This is a genomic window from Roseivivax sp. CAU 1753, from assembly GCF_054482575.1.
This window is the reverse complement of sequence record NZ_JBTLRF010000007.1, coordinates 1-25,861: the sequence shown is the minus strand read 5'-3', so window position 1 is coordinate 25,861 and position 25,861 is coordinate 1. Positions and strand designations below refer to the sequence as shown.

At 64.8% G+C, this 25,861-nt stretch carries 21 protein-coding genes, 3 pseudogenes and 1 other annotated feature; of the genes and pseudogenes, 14 read left to right on the top strand and 10 right to left on the bottom strand.

Features of this window, described 5'->3' with window-relative positions:
• Nucleotides 1-74: 74 nt before the first annotated feature.
• From ACXYMN_RS14760 to ACXYMN_RS14745, 4 genes are all read right to left on the bottom strand, one after another.
• On the bottom strand, nucleotides 75-1,391 hold the full coding sequence (locus tag ACXYMN_RS14760; RefSeq protein ID WP_459014487.1) for a (Fe-S)-binding protein: 1,317 nt from the start codon (nucleotides 1,389-1,391) through the stop codon (nucleotides 75-77).
• A gap of 10 nt (nucleotides 1,392-1,401) precedes the next feature.
• Nucleotides 1,402-2,052 carry a hypothetical protein gene (locus ACXYMN_RS14755; protein WP_459014486.1) on the bottom strand — a complete coding sequence of 217 codons (651 nt, stop codon included), beginning with the start codon at nucleotides 2,050-2,052 and terminating at the stop codon, nucleotides 1,402-1,404.
• A complete protein-coding gene (locus tag ACXYMN_RS14750; RefSeq protein ID WP_459014485.1) occupies nucleotides 2,039-3,037 on the bottom strand; it encodes a formate dehydrogenase subunit gamma in 999 nt (332 codons plus the stop codon). The genes ACXYMN_RS14755 and ACXYMN_RS14750 overlap by 14 nt, the downstream gene beginning before the upstream one ends.
• Before the next feature lie 260 nt (nucleotides 3,038-3,297).
• On the bottom strand, nucleotides 3,298-4,068 hold the full coding sequence (locus ACXYMN_RS14745; protein ID WP_459014484.1) for a hypothetical protein: 771 nt from the start codon (nucleotides 4,066-4,068) through the stop codon (nucleotides 3,298-3,300).
• 170 nt (nucleotides 4,069-4,238) lie between these two features.
• Here ACXYMN_RS14745 and ACXYMN_RS14740 point away from each other — a divergent pair, with 170 nt between their 5' ends.
• The 6 genes from ACXYMN_RS14740 to ACXYMN_RS14715 are packed head-to-tail and all read left to right on the top strand — an operon-like array spanning nucleotide 4,239 to nucleotide 11,502.
• Nucleotides 4,239-6,308: a hydantoinase/oxoprolinase family protein gene (locus tag ACXYMN_RS14740; RefSeq protein ID WP_459014483.1), complete on the top strand. Its 2,070-nt coding sequence runs from the start codon at nucleotides 4,239-4,241 to the stop codon at nucleotides 6,306-6,308.
• Nucleotides 6,305-7,960, top strand: coding sequence for a hydantoinase B/oxoprolinase family protein (locus tag ACXYMN_RS14735; RefSeq protein ID WP_459014482.1), 1,656 nt, complete (start codon nucleotides 6,305-6,307; stop codon nucleotides 7,958-7,960). Before ACXYMN_RS14740 ends, ACXYMN_RS14735 begins: the two co-directional genes overlap by 4 nt.
• Nucleotides 7,957-8,943, top strand: a complete 987-nt coding sequence (locus ACXYMN_RS14730; RefSeq protein WP_459014481.1) for a TRAP transporter substrate-binding protein — start codon at nucleotides 7,957-7,959, stop codon at nucleotides 8,941-8,943. Before ACXYMN_RS14735 ends, ACXYMN_RS14730 begins: the two co-directional genes overlap by 4 nt.
• 42 nt (nucleotides 8,944-8,985) lie before the next feature.
• Nucleotides 8,986-9,507 carry a TRAP transporter small permease subunit gene (locus ACXYMN_RS14725; protein ID WP_459014480.1) on the top strand — a complete coding sequence of 174 codons (522 nt, stop codon included), beginning with the start codon at nucleotides 8,986-8,988 and terminating at the stop codon, nucleotides 9,505-9,507.
• Nucleotides 9,500-10,789: a TRAP transporter large permease gene (locus ACXYMN_RS14720; RefSeq protein WP_459014479.1), complete on the top strand. Its 1,290-nt coding sequence runs from the start codon at nucleotides 9,500-9,502 to the stop codon at nucleotides 10,787-10,789. The genes ACXYMN_RS14725 and ACXYMN_RS14720 overlap by 8 nt, the downstream gene beginning before the upstream one ends.
• Entirely contained in the window at nucleotides 10,786-11,502 is a 717-nt protein-coding gene (locus ACXYMN_RS14715; RefSeq protein WP_459014478.1) for a GntR family transcriptional regulator, read from the top strand. Before ACXYMN_RS14720 ends, ACXYMN_RS14715 begins: the two co-directional genes overlap by 4 nt.
• A 20-nt stretch (nucleotides 11,503-11,522) precedes the next feature.
• On the opposite strand, the gene ACXYMN_RS14710 is transcribed toward ACXYMN_RS14715, so the two are convergent.
• Nucleotides 11,523-12,068 (bottom strand): helix-turn-helix transcriptional regulator, encoded by a 546-nt coding sequence (locus tag ACXYMN_RS14710; protein ID WP_459014477.1) that lies wholly within the window; start codon nucleotides 12,066-12,068, stop codon nucleotides 11,523-11,525.
• A gap of 91 nt (nucleotides 12,069-12,159) precedes the next feature.
• On the opposite strand from ACXYMN_RS14710, the gene ACXYMN_RS14705 reads away from it, so the two are divergent.
• The 4 genes from ACXYMN_RS14705 to ACXYMN_RS14690 all read left to right on the top strand — a co-directional run bounded on the left by ACXYMN_RS14705 (nucleotide 12,160) and on the right by ACXYMN_RS14690 (nucleotide 16,538).
• Nucleotides 12,160-13,329, top strand: a complete 1,170-nt coding sequence (locus ACXYMN_RS14705) for an acetyl-CoA acetyltransferase (protein ID WP_459014476.1) — start codon at nucleotides 12,160-12,162, stop codon at nucleotides 13,327-13,329.
• Entirely contained in the window at nucleotides 13,326-14,843 is a 1,518-nt protein-coding gene (locus ACXYMN_RS14700; protein WP_459014475.1) for a class I adenylate-forming enzyme family protein, read from the top strand. The genes ACXYMN_RS14705 and ACXYMN_RS14700 overlap by 4 nt, the downstream gene beginning before the upstream one ends.
• On the top strand, nucleotides 14,840-15,646 hold the full coding sequence (locus ACXYMN_RS14695; RefSeq protein WP_459014474.1) for a 3-hydroxybutyrate dehydrogenase: 807 nt from the start codon (nucleotides 14,840-14,842) through the stop codon (nucleotides 15,644-15,646). Before ACXYMN_RS14700 ends, ACXYMN_RS14695 begins: the two co-directional genes overlap by 4 nt.
• 208 nt (nucleotides 15,647-15,854) lie before the next feature.
• A complete protein-coding gene (locus tag ACXYMN_RS14690; RefSeq protein WP_459014473.1) occupies nucleotides 15,855-16,538 on the top strand; it encodes a GntR family transcriptional regulator in 684 nt (227 codons plus the stop codon).
• Between the two features lie 44 nt (nucleotides 16,539-16,582).
• On the opposite strand, the gene ACXYMN_RS14685 is transcribed toward ACXYMN_RS14690, so the two are convergent.
• From ACXYMN_RS14685 to ACXYMN_RS14675, 3 genes are read right to left on the bottom strand one after another with little or no spacing between them, the layout of a single operon-like run.
• The gene (locus tag ACXYMN_RS14685; protein WP_459014472.1) at nucleotides 16,583-16,963 is read right to left on the bottom strand and encodes a response regulator; all 381 of its coding nucleotides are present in this window, start codon (nucleotides 16,961-16,963) and stop codon (nucleotides 16,583-16,585) included.
• On the bottom strand, nucleotides 16,947-20,396 hold the full coding sequence (locus ACXYMN_RS14680; protein ID WP_459014471.1) for a chemotaxis protein CheB: 3,450 nt from the start codon (nucleotides 20,394-20,396) through the stop codon (nucleotides 16,947-16,949). The genes ACXYMN_RS14685 and ACXYMN_RS14680 overlap by 17 nt, the downstream gene beginning before the upstream one ends.
• Nucleotides 20,397-20,415: 19 nt before the next feature.
• On the bottom strand, nucleotides 20,416-20,973 hold the full coding sequence (locus ACXYMN_RS14675; protein WP_459014470.1) for a PAS domain-containing protein: 558 nt from the start codon (nucleotides 20,971-20,973) through the stop codon (nucleotides 20,416-20,418).
• Nucleotides 20,974-21,729: 756 nt separating this feature from the next.
• Between ACXYMN_RS14675 and ACXYMN_RS14670 the strand changes: the two genes are divergently transcribed.
• Nucleotides 21,730-21,909, top strand: a complete 180-nt coding sequence (locus ACXYMN_RS14670; protein WP_459014469.1) for a hypothetical protein — start codon at nucleotides 21,730-21,732, stop codon at nucleotides 21,907-21,909.
• A gap of 82 nt (nucleotides 21,910-21,991) precedes the next feature.
• Here the strand turns inward: ACXYMN_RS14670 and ACXYMN_RS14665 are convergent.
• Nucleotides 21,992-22,290 (bottom strand): annotated as a pseudogene (locus tag ACXYMN_RS14665) (integrase core domain-containing protein); the annotation flags it as partial.
• 136 nt (nucleotides 22,291-22,426) lie between these two features.
• On the opposite strand from ACXYMN_RS14665, the gene ACXYMN_RS14660 reads away from it, so the two are divergent.
• Complete coding sequence (locus tag ACXYMN_RS14660) at nucleotides 22,427-23,692, top strand: IS110 family RNA-guided transposase (protein WP_459014468.1); 1,266 nt, start codon at nucleotides 22,427-22,429, stop codon at nucleotides 23,690-23,692.
• A 234-nt stretch (nucleotides 23,693-23,926) separates the two neighbouring features.
• Here the strand turns inward: ACXYMN_RS14660 and ACXYMN_RS14655 are convergent.
• Nucleotides 23,927-24,735 (bottom strand): annotated as a pseudogene (locus tag ACXYMN_RS14655) (IS3 family transposase); the annotation flags it as partial.
• Nucleotides 24,736-24,889: 154 nt separating this feature from the next.
• On the opposite strand from ACXYMN_RS14655, the gene ACXYMN_RS14650 reads away from it, so the two are divergent.
• A complete protein-coding gene (locus ACXYMN_RS14650; RefSeq protein WP_459014467.1) occupies nucleotides 24,890-25,366 on the top strand; it encodes a response regulator in 477 nt (158 codons plus the stop codon).
• Between the two features lie 98 nt (nucleotides 25,367-25,464).
• Nucleotides 25,465-25,861, top strand: a pseudogene (locus ACXYMN_RS14645) (transposase); the annotation flags it as partial.
• Nucleotides 25,746-25,859: a sequence feature (AL1L pseudoknot), on the top strand. It overlaps the preceding pseudogene by 114 nt.

The following is a 25,861-nucleotide window of genomic DNA, read 5'->3' as shown; positions in this document are numbered from 1 at the left end:
GTACCGGGATATCGGCCAGCCTCGGCCCGCCGATACCCCGCGATTGGCCCGTGACGCGGACCCGGATGGTGCCGTCAATCGACGATCATGTTTGCAGAGACCAGTTCCAGAAGGCTCTCCGCCTCCTTGTCCCAGTCAGTCTCCTTGCGGCTGCGGTCGAATTGCAGGCGGCACTGACCGCAGCTGGTGACGAAGTGCTCCGCACCGGTGGCCTCGACTTCCCGGCGCTTGATGTCGAAGGCCTGCAGGCGCAGCGGCGCAGCGCGGGTATTGGCCAGAACACCGCCGCCTCCACCGCAGCAGAACGATGTATTCCCGGCGTTTTCAAGCTCGCGCAGTTCCATCCCCAACGCCTTGAGGATGACCCGCGGTGCCCATCCCAGCCCGCCGCGCCGGATCTGCTGGCACGGGTCGTGGAAGGTCGCGGTCTCGCCCACCGGACGCAGGCGGATGTTGCCCATCTGAACCTGTTCGGCCATCAGCTCGAGCGTGTGCATGATCCGGATATCGTCGATCGGCGCGCCATACCAACGCGCGGCTTCCCAGCGCAGCACCCCCCAGGCATGGCCGCATTCGGGCAGCAGGATGGTCTTGGCGCCGATCTCGCGGGCCTTGTCGACCAGACGGCAGGTCAGCTCTCCCTGCAGCTCGGTATCGCCGGACAGGTAGCCGAAATTGGTGGCCTCGAAGGCAACCGACGACAGCGTCCAGTCAATCCCGAGACTGTCGAGGATGCGGGCCAGACCGACCACCGAATTGTGGTGCTCATCGAGATCCCCCGGGGCCAGGGTCAGCAGCAGATCGGCCTTGGGTCTGTCCAGCGGCAGGGTGATCGAGAACTCGGCCTCGATGGCATGGATGGCCCTGACGAAATCCTCGGGGTTGCCGAAGGGGCTGTGTTTGGTTTTTGCGTTGCCGGCGATCTGCGCCAGACGATCGGGCAGCAGCCCGGCCTGGAACATGCCGTGGCGCGCCTCCTTGACAAGTTCCGCGATGTCGATCCCCATCGGGCAGGCCAATGTGCAGCGCCCGCAGAGCGTGCAGGAATCGTAGATCAGCTCTTCCCATTCCTGCAATTCGTCGATGTGGACCTGCGGGGCGATGCCGACCGCCCGCTTGATCCAACTGAACGGGCCCTGCATCTGGGCATAGGCCTTCTCGAAGGGTTTGATCTTGTGGATCGGGGTGTACTTGGCCTCGCCCGTTGCAAGATGGAAATGGCAGGCCTCGGCGCACAAGCCGCAGCGCACGCAGGCATTCATGTAGCTTGCGGCGCGGGGGCCGAATTCAGACAGGAACCCCTCCATCGCGCTGGCAACCCGTACCGCATCGGGCACATCGCCCTGGGCATCGTAGCGTTTCGGGGTATCGGGCTTGGTCTCGGTGGTCATTGCGGCGTTCCTACATGCGGGTTCCGCGACGACCGGCCAGCGCCCCGGTAAAGCCGCGCGACAGGGGCCAGGTGAACGTGTGCATCAGGCTGCTGAACGGGAAATAGATCAGCCATGCCTCGACCGACCCCAGATGAAGCGCCCTCAGGGTGACGCTCTGCTCGCCCAGAGCCATGCAGCCGGTCAGCATCACCAGAAATGTCAGCCCGGCGGCGATATGATCATCGGGCCGCGAGATCAGCCGGACAACCGGATCGACAACGCGCCGGATCCAGAGTGCCAGCAATCCCGCGAAGGCAAACTGCGCGGCAACGATAAAGCCCCAGCGTGGCAGCGCGGGCCAGTCGAACCCCAGGAAGGTGTCGCGCAGAAAGGCCACATGGGGGGCCGCGAAGAACAGCAGCGCAAAGAGGCCGAGGTGAAAGGCATATCCGGCGATGGTGACGAACCAGACCCGCCCCTGGCCCAGAAAGGCCCGCCGGGGCAGGAAATGCCCGAAGATCGCGCGCACCGCGCCGAGACCCGGAGACCCGACAGGCCGCGCCTGGGTCGGCGACCGACCGGATGTCAGGATCACGAACAGACGCCACAACCCGAACACCACGAAGATGCCGACGGAAACGGTCCAGAGCGGACCCTCCAGAAACTCAATCGCGGTCATGGGTCGGCCTCGCGGACTGGGCCTTCAGATCGGCCAGCCAAAGATCGTGATGCGATCGCGCCCAGTTCTCATCAACATCGCCGGTCACCATGCCCTCGATCGCGCCTTCGGTTCCGATGGTGCCCAGATAGATGTGCCCGATCCCGAAACCGATGAAGACAAAGGCGGCGATGGCATGCAGAAGCTCTGCCCGATGCAGCAGATCGTGGGTGCCCAGATCGTCCGGAAAGCTCAGCACGATACCCGAGGCGGACAGGGCGATCCCGGCCAGCGTCGCGGTCCAGAACCACGCCTTTTCGCCGGCGTTGTAGCGCCCCGAACTGGCGTGCCCCCCGAACAGGCCGCCGGCCCGGACGATCCAGGGGATGTCGCGCCGCGACGGCACATTGCCGCGAACGAAAAAGACGAACAGGGCGACGAGCGACAGGATGAAGATGGGCCCGAACAGGTTGTGCGCCTGCATCGACGCGGTCGCGATCACACCGAAGGCCGCCTTGCCGACCAGCGGGATCAGCAGGGCGCGCCCGAACAACAGCAGCAGCCCCGTCACGCCAAGCAGCAGGAACAGCGACGCAATGACCCAATGCACCACGCGCTGCACCAGCGAGAAGCGCGCGACCATGCGTCCCGACCGGCCTCCTTCTATGCGCAACCGTCCGCGGATCAGGTAGAACAGCGCGACGGCCACCAGGATCGCGGCAATGCCAAAGCCGCCATACCGGATCAGCGGTCCATCCGGGCGGCGCAATTCCGACCACCAGACACCTTCGGCATTGATCAGGACCCCGTCCACGACCGCGCTGCTGCCGGGAATGCCACCCGCACCTTGCCGGATAGCGCGCCAGATATCGCTGTCGCTTTGATCGCCCAGCGTGTTTTCGGGGCCGGATTCTGACGGATACGGGGCCGCCGTTCCTTGCGCCTGCCCCGGCCCGGGCGCGGCACACAGCATGCCGACCGTGACCAGAAGGATCGCTGCCGCCACTCTCGAAAGACCTGCAAACCTTGAAAACATCAGTAGAATTTCAACCTGAAAGCATGAACCACGCGGCCCGCAGGCGCTTGGGCCCGGCGCGACCGACAGTTCCCTCGCGCCCCATGACGCCCCATGACAAATTTCGGACTGCGCAACCTCTAGCCTCTGTCCGGACCGGCAGCGTTGATGCAAATCAATCGCCGTCCGCGCCGCCCGACCGCCTTTGCCGACCCGCGCGTCAGTGTCCGGTCCCGCCGGTGCCGCGCGGCCTAGGGCAGAAACACGTCGCGCACATAGACCGGGACATCCATGACCGCGATGATCTGCTCGGAACCGTCGAAGATCGCGGCCAGCTCCGCGATGCTGTTGGACAGTTGGAATTCACCGCTGGACGGCTTGCCGACAGCCGTGCTGGCCACCAGATCGACCATCTGTTCATACCGGTAGATGCGTGAGAAATCGGGGTTGGCCGCGGAATAGGGAAACAGCTCGCCAGGGCTCCAGCTGCGCTTGCCGGTGGTGTAATCAAGCGTGAACGACAAGGTGCCGCCCTCGGGCGATGTAATGCGCCACATGTCCGAACTGAGCCGTCCCGCATCGGCGGGCCCGGCCAGGGATTGCGTCCGCGCGATATCGGCGCCCGTCGCGACGCCGTAGGGGTTGCGGTCCGGCACCGTCGTCAGGATCCGCAGCACGTACATGCGCACCGCGTCACCACCGTCCTGCTTGGCCAGACCCACGAACACGGCTGCGCGCCGACTGGCGGGATTGAGCGGCGTGCCCTCGGCGTCCATTTCCAGAACCCCGTCGATCAGGGCAAACAGCAGGTTCGACCCTTTCAATGGCCCTTGCGGAAAGGCGATTGACGTCCAGCCTTCGGGCATCAGCGCCTGCACGCCGTCGGAATTGACGCTCAACCCGATCAGCACCCGGCTGTCGACATTCGAGCCGACGAAGCTTTCGGCCCGTGCAGCACCCGGCGGGACAACCGTGGTTGTCAGGGCAAGGGCCAGCGCGAGGAACAGGGATTTCAATGGCATCGATCTACCCTCCTGGTTCAGGTCAAAATTGTCCTGGGTCATGACAGAGTGAAAACCCTAGGGCGCTGCGCGGTGGCTGCATTGATATCCATCAAGGCGCGCCCGGGGACGCCCGGTGCTTCGGTGCCTGCACCGTTGACAGGTCCTTAAATAGTACGTACTAATTTTTTATGGTTCGTATCGCGATCGACATTGGCGGCACCTTCACCGACGTCGTCGCCGAGACGGCGGATGGGCTGGCGTCGGTGAAAGTCCTGACCAGCCCGCAAAGTCCGGAAACCGCCGCGCTCGACGGGGTGGACCGGCTTTTGGCGCGGATGTCTCTGCCCTTGTCGGCGGTTTCGAGCGTCGTGCACGGCACCACCCTGGCCACCAATGCCCTGATCGAGCGGCGCGGTGCGAAGACCGCTTTCGTCACCACCGCGGGCTTCCGGGACGTGCTCGAGATGCGCTATGAAAAGCGCTTCGATCAATACGCGCTCGATCTTGAAATGCCCGAGCCTCTGGTGCCGCGCCCGCTGCGCTTCGGTCTTGGCGAACGGATGCTGGCGGACGGGACGGTCCTGAAAGCACCGGACGCCGCCGAGATCGACGCGCTTGCCGCGCATCTGACCGCGGCGGGCGTCGAGGCCATCGCCATCGGGTTCCTGCATTCCTACAAGGCGGCGACGCATGAACAGGCCGTCGCAGACCGGCTGCGCATGCGGCTGGACGACGCGGTCACGATCTGCCTCAGTTCGGACGTCGCGGGCGAGATCCGCGAATTCGAACGGTTCTCGACGGTCTGCGCCAATGCCTATGTGCGCCCGCTGATGACCCGCTATGTCGGGCGGCTGTTGGCGGGGCTGAAGACGCGGGGCTTTGACGGTTCGTTCCTGATGATGCTGTCGGACGGCGCGCTGACCACCGTCGATCAGGCCATCCGCTTTCCGATCCGGCTGGTCGAGGGGGGGCCCGCGGGCGGCGTGGCGCTGGCCGCGCATGTGGCGCGCGAAGTCGGCTCGGACCGGACGCTGTCGATCGATATCGGCGGGACCACGGCCAAGATCTGCTTCATCGAGAATGGCACGCCCAGGACCAGCCGTCGCTTCGAGGTGGCGCGCGCATGGCGGGACACCAAGGGCAGCGGCCTGCCGGTGAAGGTGCCGACCGTCGAGTTGGTCGAGATCGGTGCGGGCGGCGGTTCGATCGCGCAGATCGACACGCTCGGGCGTTTGCGGGTGGGGCCGCGCAGCGCGGGGTCCGACCCCGGCCCGGCGGCATACGATCGCGGCGGCGATGCGCCCACCATCACCGATGCGCATATCGCCGTCGGCAACCTTTCGGCGCGGAACTTCGCGGGCGGCATTATCGAACTTGCCCCGGACCGCGCCCCCGCGGTGATCGCGCGCGACATCCAGATCCCGCTGGGCCTTGACGACGTCGCCCCCGCCGCCGCCGGGATCATCGAGCTTGCGGACGAGACGATGGCCAATGCCGCCCGAGTCCACGGCGTCGAGCTGGGCCTTGACGTGTCAAGCTTCGATATCCTCGTGTCGGGCGGTGGCGGCGGGTTGCACGCCGCGCGCATCGCCGAGAAGCTCGGCATCCGCCGGATCATCGTGCCCGCCAACGCCGGGGTCGGCTCTGCGGTGGGGTTCCTGCGCTCGCCGGTGGCATTCGAACAGGCGCTGTCGGTGGTCGAGGTGCTGGACGACGTGGACCGGGACGCCCTGGCCGATCGCGTCCGGCAGGCCGTCGACGCGGTGGTGGCCGTGGTCGCGGCAACGGTGCCCGCGCACCGGATCACGCGCGAGATCAGGGCCGAGCTGCGCTACCGGGGGCAGGGGCTGGAGGTGTCGCTGCCCTTGCCGACCGATGCGACGCCCGCACAGGCCTTCGCCACCCTCGGCGACAGGTTTCAGGACCGGTATCGGGCGCTGGTGGGCTTCACCCTGGCCGATATCCCGGTCGAACTGGTCTCGATCAGCGTCACCGCGCGCGAGGACCGCCTGGACCCCGCTTCAAGGCCGCCCGCGCCCGGGTCATGTGACGCGGGCACCGCGACGCGGCGGATCTATGACCTCAATGCCCGCGCGGCGCTTGCGTATCGCGAAATCCCGCGCGACAGGCTGGGCCATGACGCGGTCGCGGGTCCCGCCGTGGTGCCCGAGGCGCAGACCACGACCCTTGTCCGCCCCGGATGGAGCCTGCGCTGCCTGCCGCAGGGGCATCTCATGCTGAACCGGGAGGCACCATGACGGACGCGGTCGACATCGTGGCGCGGAACGTGCTCTGGAACCGGCTGATCTCGGTCTGCGAGGAACAGGCCAACGCGTTGATGCGCGCGGCCTTCGGGGCCATCGTGCGCGAGGCGGGCGACCTGTCGGCGGGGGTGTTCAACGCCGATGGCCAGATGCTGGCACAGGCCGTGACGGGCACGCCGGGGCATGTGAACACCATGGCGGCCTCGGTGCGCGCCATGCTCGACCGCGTTCCCGCCGACACGCTTGTGCCGGGCGATGCGCTGGTCACCAACGATCCCTGGATCGGCGCGGGCCACATCTTCGATTTCGTGGTGGTTACCCCGGCCTTCGTCGGGGGCCGGATCGTGGGCTACCTCGCCTCGACCAGCCATATCGTCGACATCGGCGGACGCGGCTGGTCGGCAGAGGCGGGATCGGTCTTCGAGGAAGGCGTGACATTCCCGGTCATGCACCTGCGCCGGGGCCAGAGCTTGAACGAGGATCTGCTGGGCATCGTGACCGCCAATTCCCGCGTCCCGCACGAGGCGCGCGGCGATATCCTGTCGCTGCTGACCTGCAACGATACCGGCGTCGCGCGGCTTGCGGACCTGATGGCGGAATACGCGCTGACGGACCTTTTGGGCATATCCCGGTTCATCTTCGAGAGCTCCGCCCGAGGCACGCGGCGGGCGCTGGCACGAGCACCGCAGGGCACCTATCGCAATCGCCTGACGCTCGATGGCTACGACGCCCCGATCACGCTGTGCGCCACCATGGTGATCGGCGACGGGCGGATCGACGTGGACCTATCGGGGTCGTCCCCGGTGGTGGCGCGGGGAATCAACTGCCCGCTGAACTACTCTGCCGCCTATGCCGCCTTCGGTATCCGCGCGCTGCTGACCCCCGAGGTGCCGAACAACCAGGCCTCGCTCGACGCCATCGCCATAACCGCGCCGCCGGGTCTGGTGGTCAGCGCCGAACGGCCCAGCCCGGTGACCGCGCGGCACGTGATCGGGCAGGCCTTGCCGGACCTGATGCTTGGCTGCCTCGAACAGGCGCTGCCGGGCGAGGTTCTGGCCGAAAGCTCGGGCGCGCTCTGGACGGTGTCGCTGTCGGGGGCCGGACCGACCGCCTTCACGTCGCTCAACGTGGCCCTTGGCGGGATGGGCGCGCGGCCTGATCTGGACGGGCTGTCGACCACGGCCTTTCCGTCCGGCGTGGGCGCGGTGCCGGTCGAGGCCGCCGAGGTCGCAGCACCGCTTGTCTACCATTGCAAGGAATTCGCCACCGATACCGGCGGGGCAGGGCGGTTCCGCGGCGGCCTCGGCCAGCGCATCGAGATCGGATCGCGCATCGGCGAGGACCTGTCGCTGTCGGCCGCGGCGTTCGAACGGCTGTCCTCGGGACCGGCGGGGCGCTGCGGCGGACATACCGGTGCGGCGGGGCAGGTGGCGATCACCGACGGCACCAAAATCGTCGACAAGGGCATCTACCGGGTGCCCGCCGGCGAACGGCTGATCCTGCAAACGCCCGGCGGCGGCGGGTTCGGCGACCCGGCAGAGCGCGCACCGCAGGCGCTGGCCCGCGATCTCGCACACGGAATGGTCTCGGACGAGGCCGCAGAAACACTCTATACAACCAGCAAACACGGGAGGAAGACATCATGACCTTTGCCAGGACCATCTTCGCGGCGGGAACCGCCTTCGCGCTCAGCTCGGGCATGGCCGCCGCCCAGGCGCAATGGGATCTCAGCACCGCATGGGGCGCCAACAGTTTCCACGTCGAAAGCGCGGTGGCCTTTGCCGACGCGGTGCGCGACGCAACCGACGGCGCGGTCGACATCACCGTGCACCCGTCGGGCGAGCTGGGCGTGGGGGCGACGGAAAAGCTGTCTTCGGTCGAGAACGGCATCGTCCAGATGGCGGACATGCTGCTGTTTCTGCAGGCGGGCGACGCGCCCTTCCTGGGGATCGACACGCTGCCCTATCTGATCCAGGGCCAGGACGAGATGAAGGCCTGGCTTGCGGCGGCGGGGCCGACCTATGACGCGATCTTCGCCGAACATAACCAGAAGGTACTGTATTACGTGCCCTGGCCGTCGCCCGGCATCTACACCAAGGACGCCGTTGTCAGCGCCGATGACATCGCGGGCCTGCGGATCCGCGCCTTCAACGCGACCTCGTTCGAGTTTCTCGAACGGCTTGGCGCGGCACCGGTCGAATTGCCTTTCGGAGAGTTGGCCGCCGCTGTCGCCGCGGGCACCGTGGACGGGGCCGCGACCTCGACATCGACGGGGGCCAATTCCAAGCTTTACCAGTTCACCAGCCACTTCAACCCGCTCAACTGGTCGATGTCGCCCGATGCGGTCACGGTGAACCTCGATGCCTGGAACGCCCTGACCGATGCGGAGCGTGCGACGATCGAGGCGCTGGCCGACAAGATGGAGCCGGACTTCTGGGCGGTCTCTGCCGCCGAGGACGAAGCCAAGACCGCGATCCTTGTCGAGAACGGCATGACCATTTCAACCGCGGATGACAGCCTTCGGGCCAGCATGGCCGAGGCGGGCAAGGCCATGTGGGCGGACTTCTTCACCAAGGTGCCCGAGGCCAAGGCTGTGGTCGATGCCTATGCCGCCGACGTCGGCAAGTAAGGCCACGGGCTGCCGGGCATCGCCCCGGCGGCCCTTTCGCGCATGGAAAAGCTTCTGTCCCTCATTGACCGCCTGTCGCGTCTGGCCGAGAGCGCCGCCGTGGCGCTGATCTTCGGCTATTGCGCCCTGATGCTCGTCGAGGTGGTCGCCCGGGCGCAGGCGCAAAGCTTTTCGTTCACCTGGGAATTCAGCCAATACGCCATGGCCGCGATCTTCGCGCTGGCGGCGGGGCCCGCGATCCGCGCGGCGGTGCATGTCCGTATCACGCTGGTCACCGAACGGCTGCCCGGGGTCGCGCGCAAGTGGCTGGATGTGTCGGCCAATCTGGTGGCGCTTGGCATCGTCGCGCTGATCGTCGGGGCGATGTGGACCAAGGTCGGCACTTCGTTCGAGCGCCAGATCCTTGCCACCAGCGTCAGCAAGACGCCGCTGTGGATTCCGCAGGCTCTGGTGCTTTGGGGGATGGGGCAGCTCTGGCTCGATCTGGCCGCCCGCGCCCTGCGCCGCGCCACGGGCCGGGATGCCGAAGACCGGACGGCGGATGCGGAGCCTGCCGATGCTTGAGATATCGCTTGTCGCCATTCTGCTGTTCGTCGGGCTTCTGGCGGGGTCGGTCTGGATCGGCCTGTCGCTGTTCGCCACCGGCTACATCCTGTTGTCGGTGTTCAAGCCGAACATTCCCATGGACATCCTCTCGAGCGGGGTGATCTGGGGCGCGATGATCCCGTCGCCGCTGTTGTCGCTGCCGTTGTTCATCCTGATGAGCGAGATCCTCGTCGCGGCGGGTCTGGGCCGGGCGCTGTTTTCCGGGCTGGCCCCCTGGGTCGGGCGGCTTCCGGGCGGCTTGCTGCATGTCAACGTGGTCGGATCGACGCTGTTTGCGGCGGTGTCGGGGTCGTCGGCGGCCACCACGGCCATCGTCGGCAAGGTCAGCCTGCCCGAACTGCAGGCGCGGGGCTATGACCGACAGCTTGCGATGGGCTCGCTTGCCGGGGCAGGGACGCTGGGTTTCCTGATCCCGCCCTCGATCATCATGATCATTTATGGCGTGATCGCCGAGCAATCCATCCTCGAGCTGTTCATCGCGGGCGTGATCCCCGGGCTCTCGCTGGCCGCGCTCTACATGGTCTTTATCGCCCTGCACCAGACGCTGAGCGGCACCCAGCCCCGGCCCGATCCGCCGACCCGGGGCGACCGGCTGCGCGGGCTGCGCGACATCGGTCCGGTGGCGGGTCTGATCGTGGCGATCATGGGGGCCTTGTATACCGGCATCGCCAGCGTGACCGAGCTTGCCGCGGTCGGCGTTCTGGGTGCGGTGGTGATCGCGGTCGTCATGGGCCGCTTCTCGATGGCCGCGATGATCCGCGCGGGCCGTCGCGCGGTGCGCACCTCGGCGATGATCGGGCTGATCATCATCGGCGCGGCGCTGCTCAATTCCGCCTTCGGCTTTCTGGGCATCCCCAAGGCCATCGCCGGGCAGATCGCCGGGCTGGGTCTGGCACCCTTCGCGCTGATCCTCGTGCTTCTGGCGTTTTACGCGCTGCTGGGCATGTTTCTCGACGGCACTTCGATCATCGTCATGACGCTGCCCATCACGCTGCCGCTGATCATCGCGGCGGGCTATGATCCGTTGTGGTTCGGCATTTTTGTCGTCGTCGCGGTCGAGATCAGCCAGATCACGCCGCCCATCGGCTTCAACCTCTTTGTCATCCAGTCGCAGACCGGTGAAAGCATCGGCACCATCGCCCGCGCAGCGCTGCCGTTCTTCGGCCTGCTGGTGGTTTTCGCGGTCCTGCTGGCGCTGTTCCCGGGGCTTGCGCTCTGGCTGCCGGGAACGCTGCGATGACGCCGCTTTACGCGCAATTGGCCGACGATATCCTGGCCAAGATCCGCGACGGCGCGCTGAAGATCGGCGACCGCCTGCCGCCCGAGGCGGAATACGCGGCGACCCTGGGTGTCAGCCGCTCGACCCTGCGCCTGGCCTTCGCAGAGCTGGAGGCCGCGGGCGTTCTCAGCCGCCGCAAGCGCGCCGGGACCGAGATCATATCGGCGACGCCGAAACGCCAGTTCCACATGGCCACGCAGGGCATCGACGAGCTGCTGAGCCTCGGGCGCGACACCGAGTTCACCATTCTGGGAACCCGCAGCGTGCCCACCGAAGATGTCGCGCAACTGACCGGCCTGACCAGCGAGACGGGCTATTGGCTCGAGGTCAGCGCCACCCGCAAGCTGCGCGGCGAGGCGCGCCCCTTCAGCGCCAATCGGGTCTACGTGCCCGCACGGTTCGCCGCCATCGAGACCCTTGTCGGCCAGGCCCCCGGGTCGGTGTTTCAACTGATCGAGGACACCTTCGGCAACAGGGTCGCGCGCGTCGTCCAGTCGGTCAGCGCGGTGCCCTGTTCGCGCGGGGACGCAGAGATCATCGGCGTGCCCGAAGGCGCCCCGGCGCTGCAGATCGATGCGCAGCTTTTCGACGCGGACGGCATTCTGATTGAGGTCTCCGTCGCGACCTTCGATCCGGCGCGGTTCCAGGTCCGCAGCGACGTCAGGATCGCCTAGGCCCGCCCGCCCGCCTGCGATCAGTCCGGCAGTCCCGACAGGCGGGCGACGCATTCGGCCGAGTTGCGGACGTTGAGCTTGCGGTTGAGGCTGGACCTGTGGGCTTCGACCGTGCGGTGCGAAATCCCCAGCAGGCGGGCGATCTCCTTGCTGGTATGACCCTCGGTCAACAGCATCGCCACCTGCCGCTCGCGGCGCGACAGTTGCACGATGGGGCGACTGTCCGAGATGTCTTCCATGCTCCAGACCGCATGGGCAAAGGGCGCCTCGGGGGTCAGGGACTGACCGCGCACCCGGCACCAGAACAGCTCTGCGTTGCGCCGCCGCATGATCCGCTCGCCCAGATAGACACCGCTCTTGCGCATCCGCTCGAGGCCGATCTCGCCGATGCGCCGGAACTCGTCGCGCGACGGGTAAAGCAGGGCCAGCGAACGACCGGCCAGCGCCGCGGGGGGATAGCCGAAGACGTCGCCGCAGGCGCGGTTGCAGGCCTCGATCACGCGGTCGCGCGAAATCAGCAGCCCGATCGGCGCGGCGTCGAAAGCGATGGATGTCCCGGTCTCCATGACCGCGCAGAGAACCACGTAGTTCCACGAATGGTAAGCCCCCCGCCCAACGGTCTATCCTGTTGGCAGACCATCGCAGGGAGACACCATCATGGATGCGCGAATCGTCGGCTGGGGCCACACGAGGTTCGGACGTCTCGAGGCCGAGACACTCGAAACGCTGATCACCGCGGCGGCGCGCGAGGCGCTCGATCACGCAGGCATCGACGCCGGGGCGGTCGATGGCATCTGGCTGGGGCATTTCAACGCCGGGATGGTGCGCGACGGCTTTGCCGCATCGCTTGCGCTGCAAACCGATGACGCGCTGCGCTTCACACCGGCAACGCGGGTCGAAAATGCCTGCGCCAGCGGTTCGGCTGCGATCCACGCGGCGCGCAACGCGATCCGCGCCGGGGCCGCCCGCGTGGCCGTGGTGATCGGCGTCGAGAAGATGACCGCGATGGACACCGACGGCGTGACCGACGCGCTGATGCAGGCAGGCTATGCCGCCGAAGAGGACGGCATGTCCTTCCCCCGGATCTTTGCCCGCTTCGCCGAGGCCTATTTCCAGGCCCATGGCGATCGCTCGGCGGCGCTGGCGCAGATCGCCGCGAAGAACCACCGCAACGCCCTCGACAATCCGCTGGCGCATCTGCGCAAGGATATCGGCTTTGACTTCTGCAACACGGTCAGCGACCGGAACCCGATGATCGCCGCCCCGCTGCGGATGACCGATTGTTCGCTGATATCCGACGGCGCGGCAGCCCTGGTGCTGGTCGCCGACGACATGGCGGCCGATTTCCCGCAGGCGGTGGGCTTTCGGGCCGCCGTGCAGGTCAACGATTTCCTGCCGATGTCGCGCCGCGACCTGCTGGAATTCGCAGGCCCGACCGAAGCCTTCCGGCGCGCCTATGAAGAGGCCGGGATCACCGTCGACGACCTCGATTTCGCAGAGGTGCACGACTGCTTCACCATCGCCGAACTGATGAGCTACGAGGCGATGGGCCTTGTCCCGCGCGGGCAGGGCGCGCGGGCATTGGCCGAGGGCACGGTGTTTGCCGATGGCGCCCTGCCGGTGAACCTGTCGGGCGGGCTGAAGGCCAAGGGCCATCCTGTCGGTGCCACCGGCGTGTCGATGCACGTTCTGGCCGCGCGGCAGGTGGCCGGTCAGGCCGACGCGATGCAGCTTCCGGATGCGGAACTGGGCTGCGTGTTCAACATGGGCGGCTCTGGCGTGGCAAACTACGTCTCGATCCTCGAAAACAAGGCAGGTGCGCGATGAACCCGGCAGAATGGCTGCTGCGCAGTGCCGCGCGCGTGCCGGACAATCCCGCGCTGCTCGAGGGCGACCGCGTCGTTGCCGATTACGCCACCTTCGCGCGGCGCGCAGCCGCCATCGGCGGAGCGTTGCGGGGGCAGCACGGCATCCTGCCCGGGGACCGCGTCGCCCTCTTTGCCGCCAATGCGACGCAGTACCTCGAAGCGCTCTACGGCATCTGGTTCGCGGGCGCGGTGGCGGTCCCGATCAACGCCAAGCTGCACCCGCGCGAGGCGGGCTGGATCATCGACAACGCCGGTGCCAGGCTTGCCTTTGTCAGCGCCGGGCATGGCATCGATCTGGGCGTGCCGACGCTGGCCTTCGGGACGGATGCCTTCGCGGCACTGATCCGGGCCGCGCCGCTGGCCGCACCGCATCCGACGCGTGCTGCCGACATGATCTGGCTGTTCTACACCTCGGGCACCACCGGCAAGCCCAAGGGCGTGATGCTGAGCGCGGCCAATCTGACCGCGATGGCCCTGGGCTATTTCGTCGATGTCGACGCGGTCGAGGAGGCCGATGCCATCCTCTACGCCGCGCCGATGTCGCATGGCGCGGGGATCTACAACTTCATGCACGTGATGCGCGGCGCGCGCCACGTGGTACCCGCCTCGGGCGGGTTTGACGCGGACGAGGTGCTGGACCTCTCGGCGCGGCTGGGCAATGTCTCGATGTTTGCCGCACCGACCATGGTGCGCCGCCTGATCGACGCGGCCCGCGCCACGGGTGCGACCGGCGCGGGGATCAAGACCATCGTCTACGGCGGCGGCCCGATGTACACCGCCGACATCGTCGACGCCGTCGATGCCATGGGCCCGCGCTTCGTGCAGATCTACGGTCAGGGCGAATGCCCGATGGCGATCTCGGCGCTGTCCCGGGCCGAGGTGGCCGACCGCGACCACCCGCGCTGGCGGCAACGGCTGTCTTCGGTCGGGCGGGCGCAATCGGCGGTTCGGATCAGGGTCGCCGACGCCTTCGGTGCGGCGCTTGCATTGGGCGAAACCGGCGAGATCCTGGTGCAGGGGCTGCCGGTGATGTTGGGCTATTGGGGCCAGGAGCACGCCAGCGCCGAGACGCTGGTGGACGGCTGGTTGCGCACCGGCGACATCGGCACCCTCGATGCGGACGGATACCTGACGCTGCACGACCGGTCCAAGGATGTCATCATTTCGGGCGGCACCAACATCTACCCGCGCGAGGTCGAAGAGGTTTTGCTGACCCATCCCGCGGTGCACGAGGTGGCGGTGACGGGCCGTCCCGATGCCGAATGGGGAGAGGCGATCGTGGCCTTCGTGGTGCCCGTGGCGGGTGCCCGCGCCGAGGCGGCAACGCTTGACCGGTACTGCCTCGATCATATCGCGCGGTTCAAGCGGCCCAAAGACTATGTCTTCGTCGCCGAACTGCCGAAGAACAACTACGGCAAGGTCCTGAAAACCGAGCTGCGCAACCGACTGAAACCCAGGGGAGACGAAGGATGACGACAGATCTTGCAGGGCGCACGGCGCTTGTGACCGGCTCGGTTCAGGGCATCGGACTGGCGATTGCGACCGGGCTTGCCCGCGCGGGTGCGACGGTGGCGCTGCACGGTCTGGCAAACGCCGCCGAACGGGATGCCGCCTGCGCGGCGGTGGCGGCGGCGGGTGCTGCGGATGTGCGGTTTTTCGATGGCGATCTGCGCGACCCGTCCGAGATCGCCGACATGGTGGCGGCGGTCCAAGCCTGGCATCCTGTCGACATCCTGGTCAACAACGCAGGCATCCAGCGCACCGCGCCGCTCAAGGACGCCACGCGCGAAATCTGGGATACGATCCTCGCCGTCAACCTCTCGGCGGCCTTCGACACCATGCGGCTTTGCCTGCCCGGCATGGCGGACCGCGGCTACGGACGGGTGATCAACATCGCCTCGGTCCACGGCCTCGTGGCGTCGGCGGCCAAGGCACCCTACGTCGCGGCCAAGCACGGCCTCGTGGGGATGAGCAAGGTCGCCGCGCTTGAATACGCCGCCGAGGGACGCAAGGACACCGGCGGTGTGACGGTCAACTGCATCTGCCCCGGCTGGACCGAAACCGCGATCATCGAACCGCAGGTCGCCGCGCGCGCGGCCCGGCATGGCGGCGACCGCGACGCCGGGATCGCCAGCCTTCTGGCCGAAAAACAGCCCAGCCTGCGCACCTCGGACCCAGCCGAAATCGGCGCGATCGCGGTCTTTCTCTGCCAGCGGGCGATGCACAACGTCACCGGCACCGCCATCCCCGTCGACGGCGGCTGGACCGCCCAGTAGCCGGGGCCGATGACACAGCCCCGCGCCGGATGGGGAACAGCAGTGCGAGGTTAAGCAAGGCGGGTGATCTCGGCTTCGCATGTGCTTTTTGAGGATCGGTGCAAGCCCGGCAAGGTTGACCAAAGCCGGCCGCGGCGTTCACAATAGCAGACCCGCCCTTGCGCGTTTACTGTTTTGGAATCGCCCCTGCCGCTGTAACCTCGGGGCGATGAGAGACGCACCAACGCCAAAATCCGGTTCGGCGGACCCGACGGTCCGTCGCGAGGTGCGCAGCGCCTCTGTTGCTGCAACGCTCGAGAGCGAGATCGTCACCGGGCAGATCGCGCCCGGGGCGAAGCTTGACGAACAGGCCCTGACACAGCGCTTCGGTGTTTCGCGCACCCCGGTCCGCGAGGCGCTGCATCAGCTTGTCGCGCGCAGTCTTGCGGAACGGCAGCCCTATCGCGGCGTCGTGGTGGCCGAGTTCACCCGCGAACGGATTGCCCAGATGTTCGAGGCCATGGCCGAGATCGAGGCCCTGTGCGGTCGCTTTGCGGCGCTGCGGATGCCTGACGACCGGCGGGCCGAACTTGAGGCGGTGCACCGCGAGATGAGCGATCTCAGCGGTCAGGGGGCGGTCGCCGGGTACGAAGAGGCCAATGCCCGCTTTCACTCCCTGATCTTCGACGGCACGCAGAACGCCGATCTGGTGACGCTTGGCAACATGCAGCGGCACAAGCTGGCGCCGTTTCGCAAGTCGCAACTGCAGAATATCGAACGGATGGCGCGCTCGAACCAGGAGCATGCGGTCATCGTAGCCGCGATCCTGGCGCGGGATCCGCAAGGAGCAGAAGACGGCCTGCGCCGTCACCTTGCCAGCGCCGCGGCGGAAACCCTGGCGCGGCTGGTCTGACCCGACCGCGCCGGCCGGTCCGGGCGGATGGCGGATGTCCGATCCTAAGCGGGCACGATCTGCGCCAGCGCCTCTTGCAGCTTGGTGGTCACCAGCGGCTTGTGGCAGCACCGCGCGTCGGGATAGTTCGAGGTGAAATCCTCGTCCATCGCGTGGCCCGAGTGAAACACCAGACCCACCCCCATGTCGCGCAACTTGTTGGCGACGGGAAAGACCTCTCCGTCGCGCAGGCGCACGTCCAGCACCGCGGCATCGGGGGACTGGCCGTCCAGCGCGTCAAGCGCCTGACGCACGCTGGCAAAGGGGCCGAGCACGTCATAGCCGAAGCCCTCGATCAGCATCTGCAGATCCAGGGCGACGATCGGCTCGTCTTCGCAGACCAGCACTTTTCGGGGTGTGGTGGCGGTGTCAGCTTTGCGGCACATAGGTGAGTATTGTCCTTCTCTGCTGCCCATCCGTATCGACGGTCACGTCGCCTTGAAGCTGCGACGCGGACAGCTGGACCAGGGTCGAACCAAAGCCGGATTGGCCTTCATGCGGCTCAACGTGGCCAAGATAGATTTCGTTCCACGACAAACGGACCTTATTTTCGTCCAGCCGTTCCCAGGTCACCTCGAGCCGCCCTTCGACCGGTCCGAGCACGCCATACTTGGCGGCGTTGGTGGCCCATTCGTGCAACAGCAGCGACAGCGCCGTCAGGTCCTGGCTGCTGACCGGCACCGGCGGCCCGTCGATGAAGATCGCGGTCGTCGCGCTGTAAGGTTCCAGCGACGCCGCGACCGCGTCCTTCAGCGCCAGTTGCTGCGACGAGGGCGCACGCTGGGTCAGATCGTGCGACCGGGCCAGCGCGGTGATCCGGTCGCTGATCCCCCGCACCAGTTCGTCGACCGACGAGGTCTGGCGCCCGGCGATCCGGATCATGCCCGAAATGATCGAGAACATGTTCTTGACCCGGTGGTTCATCTCGCGAAGCATCATCTCGCGGATGCGCTTGGATTCCTGTTCCTCGGTGACGTCGAAGATCACACCCAGCACGCGCGAGGTCCGGTTGCCGTCCAGCCGTCGTCCGACGATCTGCACGGATCGGGCATGCGCCGGATCGCCCGCCAGCTGAAGCGTCAGGTCGATCTGCCCCGGCGGGCTGTCATCCTCCATCCGCAACGCGGTCTCGACCGCGGCGCGATCATGCGGCGCAATCGCGGCCAGCAAACCCCTGATCGACAGGGTCGCATCCTCGATACCCATCAGGCGGCAGCCCATGTCGTCCAGCACCAGCGTGCTGCTGTCGTAGTTGAATTCCCAGATGCCCTGTTCCGCCACATCGAGGGCCAGGCGCAGCCGTTCGCCTTCGTGCTTGAGCGCGTCTTCCAGCCGCAGCGCTTCGGTCACTTCGGTAAAGACAAGTGTCGCGCCGTCCACCGCGCCGTCGCGCATTCGGTAGGGCGTCACCACCAGCGCCCAGGTGCGGCCCTCGACCCGGTCGCGGACCCGCATGTGATGGGGGTCTCCGGTGGCGACAACCTTCTCTATCGCGGCAAGCACTTCCTGATCGCGGTGCAGCGTGCTGGTGACCTCTGGCAATGGACGCCCGCGGTCGGCATTGCGGAACCGGTAGATCACCTCGATCGCGTCGGTGAAATTGCGGATGTTCATCCTTGCGTCCACCACCAGCAACGGCAGCGCGGTCGAGGCAAAGAAGTTCGACAGGTCGGCATTGGCGACGGACAGTTCGTCGACCTTGCCCTTCAGCTCGTCATTGACGGTCGACAGTTCCTCGTTTGTCGATTGAAGCTCTTCGTTCATCGACATCATTTCTTCGTTCGAGCTTTTCAGCTCCTCGTTCGCGGTCTCCAGTTCCTCGACGGTGACATGCAGCCGGGCGCGGGTCGTGCGCAGCTCGTCCTCAAGGCTTTGGACATGGCTGTCGGACGGGTCCACTTCCTCGAAATCGGCGTCATCCAGCGCCTCGAAGCGGTCGCGGTCGCGAAACACCAAAAGCAGGGTGCCGTCGTTCAGCGGGTCGGCGATCAGGTCGAACGGCTGTCGCCCGAACTCGGATTGCGCGGTCAGATCGCGGGTGATCGACCGCCGACGCGACTGCGCCACCTGCCGGATGATCGCCGAGATCGCCTCACGGGCGCCGGGACGGGCAACCGCGGCGGCGGTCTGGCTCTGCGACTGGCCCGGCGCAAGATCGAGGTATTTGCCCAGCTTGCCGGTGGATTTCAGGATGTCGCCCTTGGTCGAAACCTGCAGCGTCGGGGGCGCATAGCGCTCGAGCACCCGTTCGGCGACGCCCGCGTCGCTCCAGCCGACGCGGGTCGCTTCGTCCTGATCCCGGGCCGGGCGGCGCGGTACGGCTGTTTCGGTAAAGATCTGCCCGCGCAGGTGCTGCGGATACTCCGGTCGGGCGTTGTTGCGCCGGAACACCCGTGCGCCCGGCTCGATCGGGGCGAACAGATGCTCGAAGCGGCCGACCGTTTCGGACGGGCCGAGAAACAGCGTGCCGCCGGGCCGGATGGCGTAGTGAAAGGTCGGAAACGCCGATTTCTGCAGCTTGTCGCCGAAATAGATCAGCAGGTTCCGACAGGACAGCAGGTCGATGTTGGAAAAGGGCGGATCGCGCACGATGCTGTGGATCGAGAAGCGCACCATGTCGCGGATCGTGTTCGACACCCGGAACTTGCCATCGCGCGCCACCGTGTAAAGGTCGCGCATGCCCTCGGGAATGTCGGCAAGCGCGGATTGCGGATAGACGCCGTCGCGCGCGATGCGCAGCATCTGTTCGTCGATATCGGTGGCGAAGATCTGGATATTCACCGCGCGCCGCTGCAGCCGCACCTCATGCGCGAACATCATCGCGATGGAATAGGCCTCTTCGCCGCTGGAACAGCCCGGCACCCAGACGCGGATCTCGTCCTTGTTGTCGGCATTGCGCACCAGGGGCCTGATGGCTTCGTCGCGCAGCATCTCGAATTGTTCAGTATCGCGAAAGAACCGGGTCACGTTGATCAGAAGTTCCCGGAACAGGATCTCGCATTCGTCGGGATCGGCCTTGATGCAGCGCAGATAGGCATTGGCATCCGGCAGATCGAGCACCTGGATCCGGCGCTGCACCCGGCGCACGAGGGTCGATTTCTTGTAGCCCGAAAAGTCATGCCCGACGGTGGTGCGGACCACGGCGCAGATGTCCTGGATCATCTGTTCGACCGTGCGCGTCAGCTTTTCGTCGACCTTGTCGCTGAGCGAATGGGCGTAGAACTGCTGGATCGCGCTGATGATCCGGTCGGGCGAGCGCACGAAATCGACCAGCCCGGTGCTTTGCGCCGAGGTTGGCATGCCATCGTATTTCGCGGTTTCGGGCGATTGCACCAGGCACAGCCCGCCATGCTCTTTAATCGCGCGCAGCCCCGCGCTGCCATCCGCCCCGGTGCCCGACAGGATGACACAGGCCGCGAACCGCCCCTGATCGAGGGCCAGGCTTTCGAAGAAGTCGTCGATGGGGCGCCGCAACCCGCGCGGCTGGGCAAAATCGGTCAGCTGCAGCGTGCCGTCCGTGACAGACAGGCCGTGACCGGGCGGGATGATATAGACGTTGTCGGCCTCGATCTTCTCGCCGCCGCTGACCTGCAGCACGTTCAGTTCGGTATGGCGGCCCAGCAGTTCGGCCAGCAGGCTTTCGTGGTTCGGATCGAGGTGTTGCACGACCACATAGGCAAGGTTGCTCTTGGCGGTTGCCGTGCTGAGCATCTCGCGGATCGCCTCGAGCCCGCCCGCCGACGCCCCGATCCCAACAATGCACAGACGCTCGCGGGTTTCTGCGCCGGGCGCCGCGGCGCTGTCGTTCTTGTCTTTCATCGATCAATCCGGTTCGGTATCAGCGGCGCGCGTCGCCATCGTTTAGTGAAAGTTTCGCGAGCATCGCGACCGAATCCGAGATTATCTTGGCCGATCCCACCATAGCCAGTCCAAACTCGCGGCCGATCTGGTCCATGTCCATCAAGGCACGGTTCAGTGCGCCGTCATTGTCGCCGATCCGCGCCCGCCGCATCACGGTCGTCATGTCAAACTGCGACCCGAGGATGAACTGCGTCTGTCCCAAACGGGTCCTGAGACGTGTCATGAAGACGAAGTTCTGAAACGCGGTGCCGTCCTTGCGATAATTCAGGACCGGAAAGCGCCCGCTGTCCGCGTCGGGATCGTCCATGAACGCGCGCATCGCTTGCCGCTCCTCGGGCCGCGTATCGGCCCCCTGCAGGAAGCGGCAATTGCGCCCGACCGCCTCGTTGCGCGCATACCCGGTGAGTTTGCAGAACGCGTCGTTGACCATGACCAGGGGCGCATCGTCGTGACGTGCCGATACCGACAACGCCACGCCGGTCCGTTCGAGGTAGTCCACGAGGCTTCTCGGCAACTCGGGCGGCGGCGATGACATCTGGTTTCCTCGCTGGATCGGATCGACCCGCACAAGGTAGTGACCCCCGCCGGATCGACAAGGCTGCGCCGTTGTCGAGAGGCCAGTGGTAGGTACGTTGCACTTGGCTTGATGAGAACGGTGGTGAGAAAGTCGGCCACGGTAGCGGCGGGATGAACCTGCTGCGGGAGGCGTAAAAGTCGTCCACCTTTACCCTTTCTGGCGGGAGGATTTTCACCGTGGACTTGGGGCCCGTTCAAAACCGTGGGGTTATGCTGCCCTGAGCAAAGGTGGTGTAGGGCTGATGAAGCTCGCAATGTTGCCCGGAATAGGCTGCTTCGGCGCTTAATATTTCGTTCGTTCAGTTAGATCTCTGGTCAGCACAGATGCCCAAGCCTTCAGCAGGTAATGTGCCCCGGTGCGTCACGATCGCATTTGTTGTTTTTTCACAAATCGCTTGGCGACAAGCCTGTTGACGCTCGCTTCGACCGGTGCAGTCGAAACGCGCTTCCCATCGCGGTACCGCTCGGCATAATTGACCACCGTGAGCTACCCCCGGAAATTCGGCCACTGACGTAAGCTACGATTTTCAGTCTGCTGATCTTCGACGAGAAGAAGATCAGAGATGTCGAAACGGAAGCAGCACGCGCCTGAGTTCAAGGCCAAGGTCGCGCTGGAAGCCCTGAAAGGCGGAGAGGCGGTCGCCGAGCTGGCGAGCCGGTTCGGGATGCATCTGTTACCGGCAGGTGTTTGCTTAGCAAACACTGAGAGGCGACGATGATCCATCAATGGGAGCGGGCCCTGCTTGAAGGTGCGTCCGGTGTGTTTGAGCGCGGGGGCCGCAAGAAGCCGGAGATTGACGAGGAGCAGGTGAAGGAGCTCCACGCCAAGCTCGGGGAGCTGGCGGTGGCCAACTCTTTTTTGGAACGAAAGCTGAAGCCCTGGGGCGGGAAGTGAGGCGCGGCATGATCGAGGCTGGCCACCCGGATCTGTCGATCGGCCAGCAGTGCTGACCTGCTCCCCTGTGAGTCCGCGTTTTTCAGTTAGCTCTGTTCAGGGTTTGGTCCTCTCTTGACCGTTGGTGATACTCCCACGGAGTGAGCCCGTCGAGGCTCGAATGTGGGCGGTGGTGATTGTAGTCGGCGCGCCATGCCGCAATCATTCGGCAGGCATGGCGCAGAGACGGGAACAGGTGTTCGTTCAGGCATTCCTCCCGCATCCGCCCGTTGAAGTTCTCGACCAAGCCGTTCTGCACGGGCTTTCCCGGGCGATGTAGTGCCAGCTGACTTGGCGGTCTTCCTGCCATTTCAGCATCGCGTTCGAAGTCAGCTCCGTGCCGTAGCACGTCGGGAAGAAGGGCTGCCGACAGGTTATGGCCACGCGCGCAGCCTCCAAATTGCGCAGCGGGTGGCCATAACCGGGTCTTAGGTCTCAACAGTGGTTTTGCATAACCACACTGCTGAGGAGACCGGCTATGACCGCCACCCATTCTACTGCTTCGACCGTGCTGGTCGCCATCGACATTTCAAAACACCGGCACGAAGTGTTTATTGGCATTCCCGGCAAGAAGCGCCGTCGCCGCATAACGATTACGAACACGCTGGAAGATTTTCAGCGCTTGGCCATCGCTCTCGCCAGCTATGAACTGCCGGTACGGATCGGGTTTGAGGCGACCGGCAATTATCACCGTGCTTTGGCTCATCATCTCGGCCAGGCCGGTTTCGACCTGAAGCTTGTCTCTTCCGTTGGCTTGGCCCGAACGCGCGAGGCTCTGCACAACAGCTGGGACAAGAATGATCCCAAGGACGCCCAGGTCATTCTGCACATGATGGAGATCGGGGCCGTACAGTTCTTCCATGATCCGCTCGTGACCGGGACCGCGGACATCCAGGAGCTCTTTAAAACCCACGAGATCGTTTCGCGCTCGAAGACCGAGTTGTGGCACCGCATCCTGACGCATTACCTACCGCACCTACCGCTGTACTTTCTCGAGGCCGAGCGATTTCATCGAAGCTCGCGGACCGATTGGTTCCTGGCGTTCCTCGAGAAGTATCCATCGCCACATATGACCACGGTCATGAGCCAGGAGGCTTTTATAGCTGATGCTTGGGAGGTCGTTGGCCGCAAGGTTTCCAAAGAGCATCTGCTTTCAGATATTTACGCCACTGCGGTCAGTTCAGTCGGACTGCCAGTGCATTCCGACTCCGATGCCATCCGCATGTTCCGCCTGGTACTGGCCGAAGGTCGCAGCCTGATCGGACAGCGGGATGTGATCGAGGCACGGGCCGTCGAGTTGTTGTCGAATCTGCCCGACTATCAGCTGCTGACGACCATTCCCGGGATCGGTCCGATCAACGCCATGACCATCCTGGCCGAGGCCGGTGACCTGCGTCGGTTTCGCCATCACCGGCAGTTCCTGAAGTTCTGCGGAATGGACCTCGCCACAATGCAGTCCGGCATGTTCCGTGGCCAAAGCCGCATCTCGAAGTATGGCAATGCCCGATTGCGGCGCACGCTCTGGATGGCCGGCCAAACCGCCGTTCTCAAGCGGACCAACAGCTTCCGGGACAAGTTCGAACGCTACATCTCGAAGGACCGACACAACGCCCATCTGCGCCGCAAGGCCTACACCGCGATCGCGGCCAAGATGGCGCGCACCGTACACGCCGTGGTCAAACATGGCGCACCCTATCGCCCCTTTTTCGAGGGGGTGAGCCCAGGCGGAAGGACCTCTCTCTGATGAGCCGTGGAAGCAGCTTGCTGACCTCGTAGATAATGTTCGGGCCTTCTGCTTGGGATTTGGGATCTCGTATTAAGGACGGTGAGGGCCGCCAGCGCGCGTACCCTGTGTTTGCTATGGAAGAGATCATTTCTTGACGGCAGAGCCCGTCTGGGCAACCGTTAGAGGGCGTCCGGTGCTCCGGATGTCCCATGACCTGCTGACCAAAGCAGCCAGATTTCCCCGACATAGGACGTTGTCCGAGACTACCATGCACGGGTAACCGCGTAACTCGGCAATGCGATCCAACTCACGAGCGACACGCGCACCGCCAATTGATGTGTCCACGATGGCGGCCAGGCATTCCCGGCTGAAGTCATCGATCACATTCAGCACCCGGAACCGCCGCCCGTCTTCCAGCGCGTCCGACACGAAATCGAGCGACCAGCGCTGGTTCGGGCCCTGCGGGATCGCCATAAGAGTTCGCGTACCGACTGCGCGCTTGCGTCCGCCCCGTTTACGAACGGTTAACCATTCTTCGCGGTAGAGCCGGTACAGCTTCTTCCAGTTCACTTGCCATCCCTCGCACTTCAGCGAGATGTGCAGGCGCCAATACCCGAACCGCCGTCGCTCCGATGCCAGCTCCTTCATCCTGAACCGAAGTTCCGTGTCCGCAGGGCGCTTCGATGCACGCCGGTAGACGCGCGGATCGATCCCGGCCAGGGCACAGGCCCGCCTCTGCGAGTAGCTCTTTTCCTTCATGGCCCAGTCCACAGCCTTCCTCCTCGAACCGAGCCACAGAAGTTTTTTCCAAGCATCTCTTTCAACGTGGCAACGTCCATCAACTGCTCGACCAGCATCTTCTTCAGCTTCGCATTCTCGGGTTCCAGCGCCTTCAGCCGCTTGGCATCGGCGACTTCCATGCCGCCATACTTGCGGCGCCAGTTGTAGAAGGTCGCATCACTGATCCCATGCTTCCGGCACAGATCTGGCGCGCTCATGCCCGCCTGAAGCTCCTTCAAAATGCCAATGATCTGCGCTTCGCTGAAAAGTGATCTCTTCATCGTCTGTCTCCTCGTTCAGAGAACAGGCTAACCTCAAACCGAGGACTTTTCAGGGGAGCAGGTCAAAAGACAAATTGTTCACAGTATGAACACAACAAAGACAATTTCATAGTATTAACTGTGAACACAGAATGACTGCCTTAGTGAGAAAAGTATGAAAATTCTGGCCGTTGATGATGATCCGCTAATGAAGGACCTGCTCGACTTGGCGCTTGCTGGATCTGTCTATAGCAATTTTGAGTTCACCACGTCTGGTTCTGATGCTATCAGGATTTTATCCGAAGGAGTGGAATCATTTTCGTGCTTTCTACTCGACATGTACATGCCCAACTTTGACGGAGTTGAATTGTGCAGAAGAATTCGAAATATTCCCGATTATAAGGATACGCCGATTATCATGATTTCACGATTGGATCACAGGTTGCATATGGAGCGTGCGATAGTAGCAGGCGCTACAGATTATATCGTAAAGCCATTCGATGGACAGGAGGTTGTAACAAGAATAGAGCTGGCCGATTGCCGACGAATTATCACGATGCGAAGCCGTAAATGTATGTCGATGCAGGCAAGCCTTACAGAGGATGGTTATCCAAAACCGTTTCAATATAAGGATCTTCCTGTGTTCCTCTGAATAATGCCAAACGGACTGACCTGCTCCCCTGAAAAATCCTCGGTTTGAACCGCGCCGGGTTTGCCGGAGGCTCCAACTCCTGAGTAGGATGGAGCATCATGAGCAAGACAACGAACAAGTATTCCCCCGAAGTGCGCGAGCGTGCCGTTCGCCTGGTTCTGGACAATCAAGGACAGCATGAGAGCCGCTGGTCGGCGATCCTGTCGATTTCCTCGAAGATCGGCTGTGCGCCGCAAACACTGAACGAATGGGTCAAGAAGGCTGAGGTGGATCGTGGCGATCGAACCGGCATCACGACCGAGGTGGCCGAGAAGATGAAGGCGCTGGAACGCGAGAACCGCGAGCTGAAGCAGGCCAATGAGATCCTGCGATAGGCGTCTGCATATTTTGCTCAGGCGGAGCTCGACCGCCGGTCCAGGACATGATCGCCTTTATCGAAGAGAATAGGGATATCGGGGTTGAGCCGATCTGCAAGCATCTGCCGATTGCCCCATC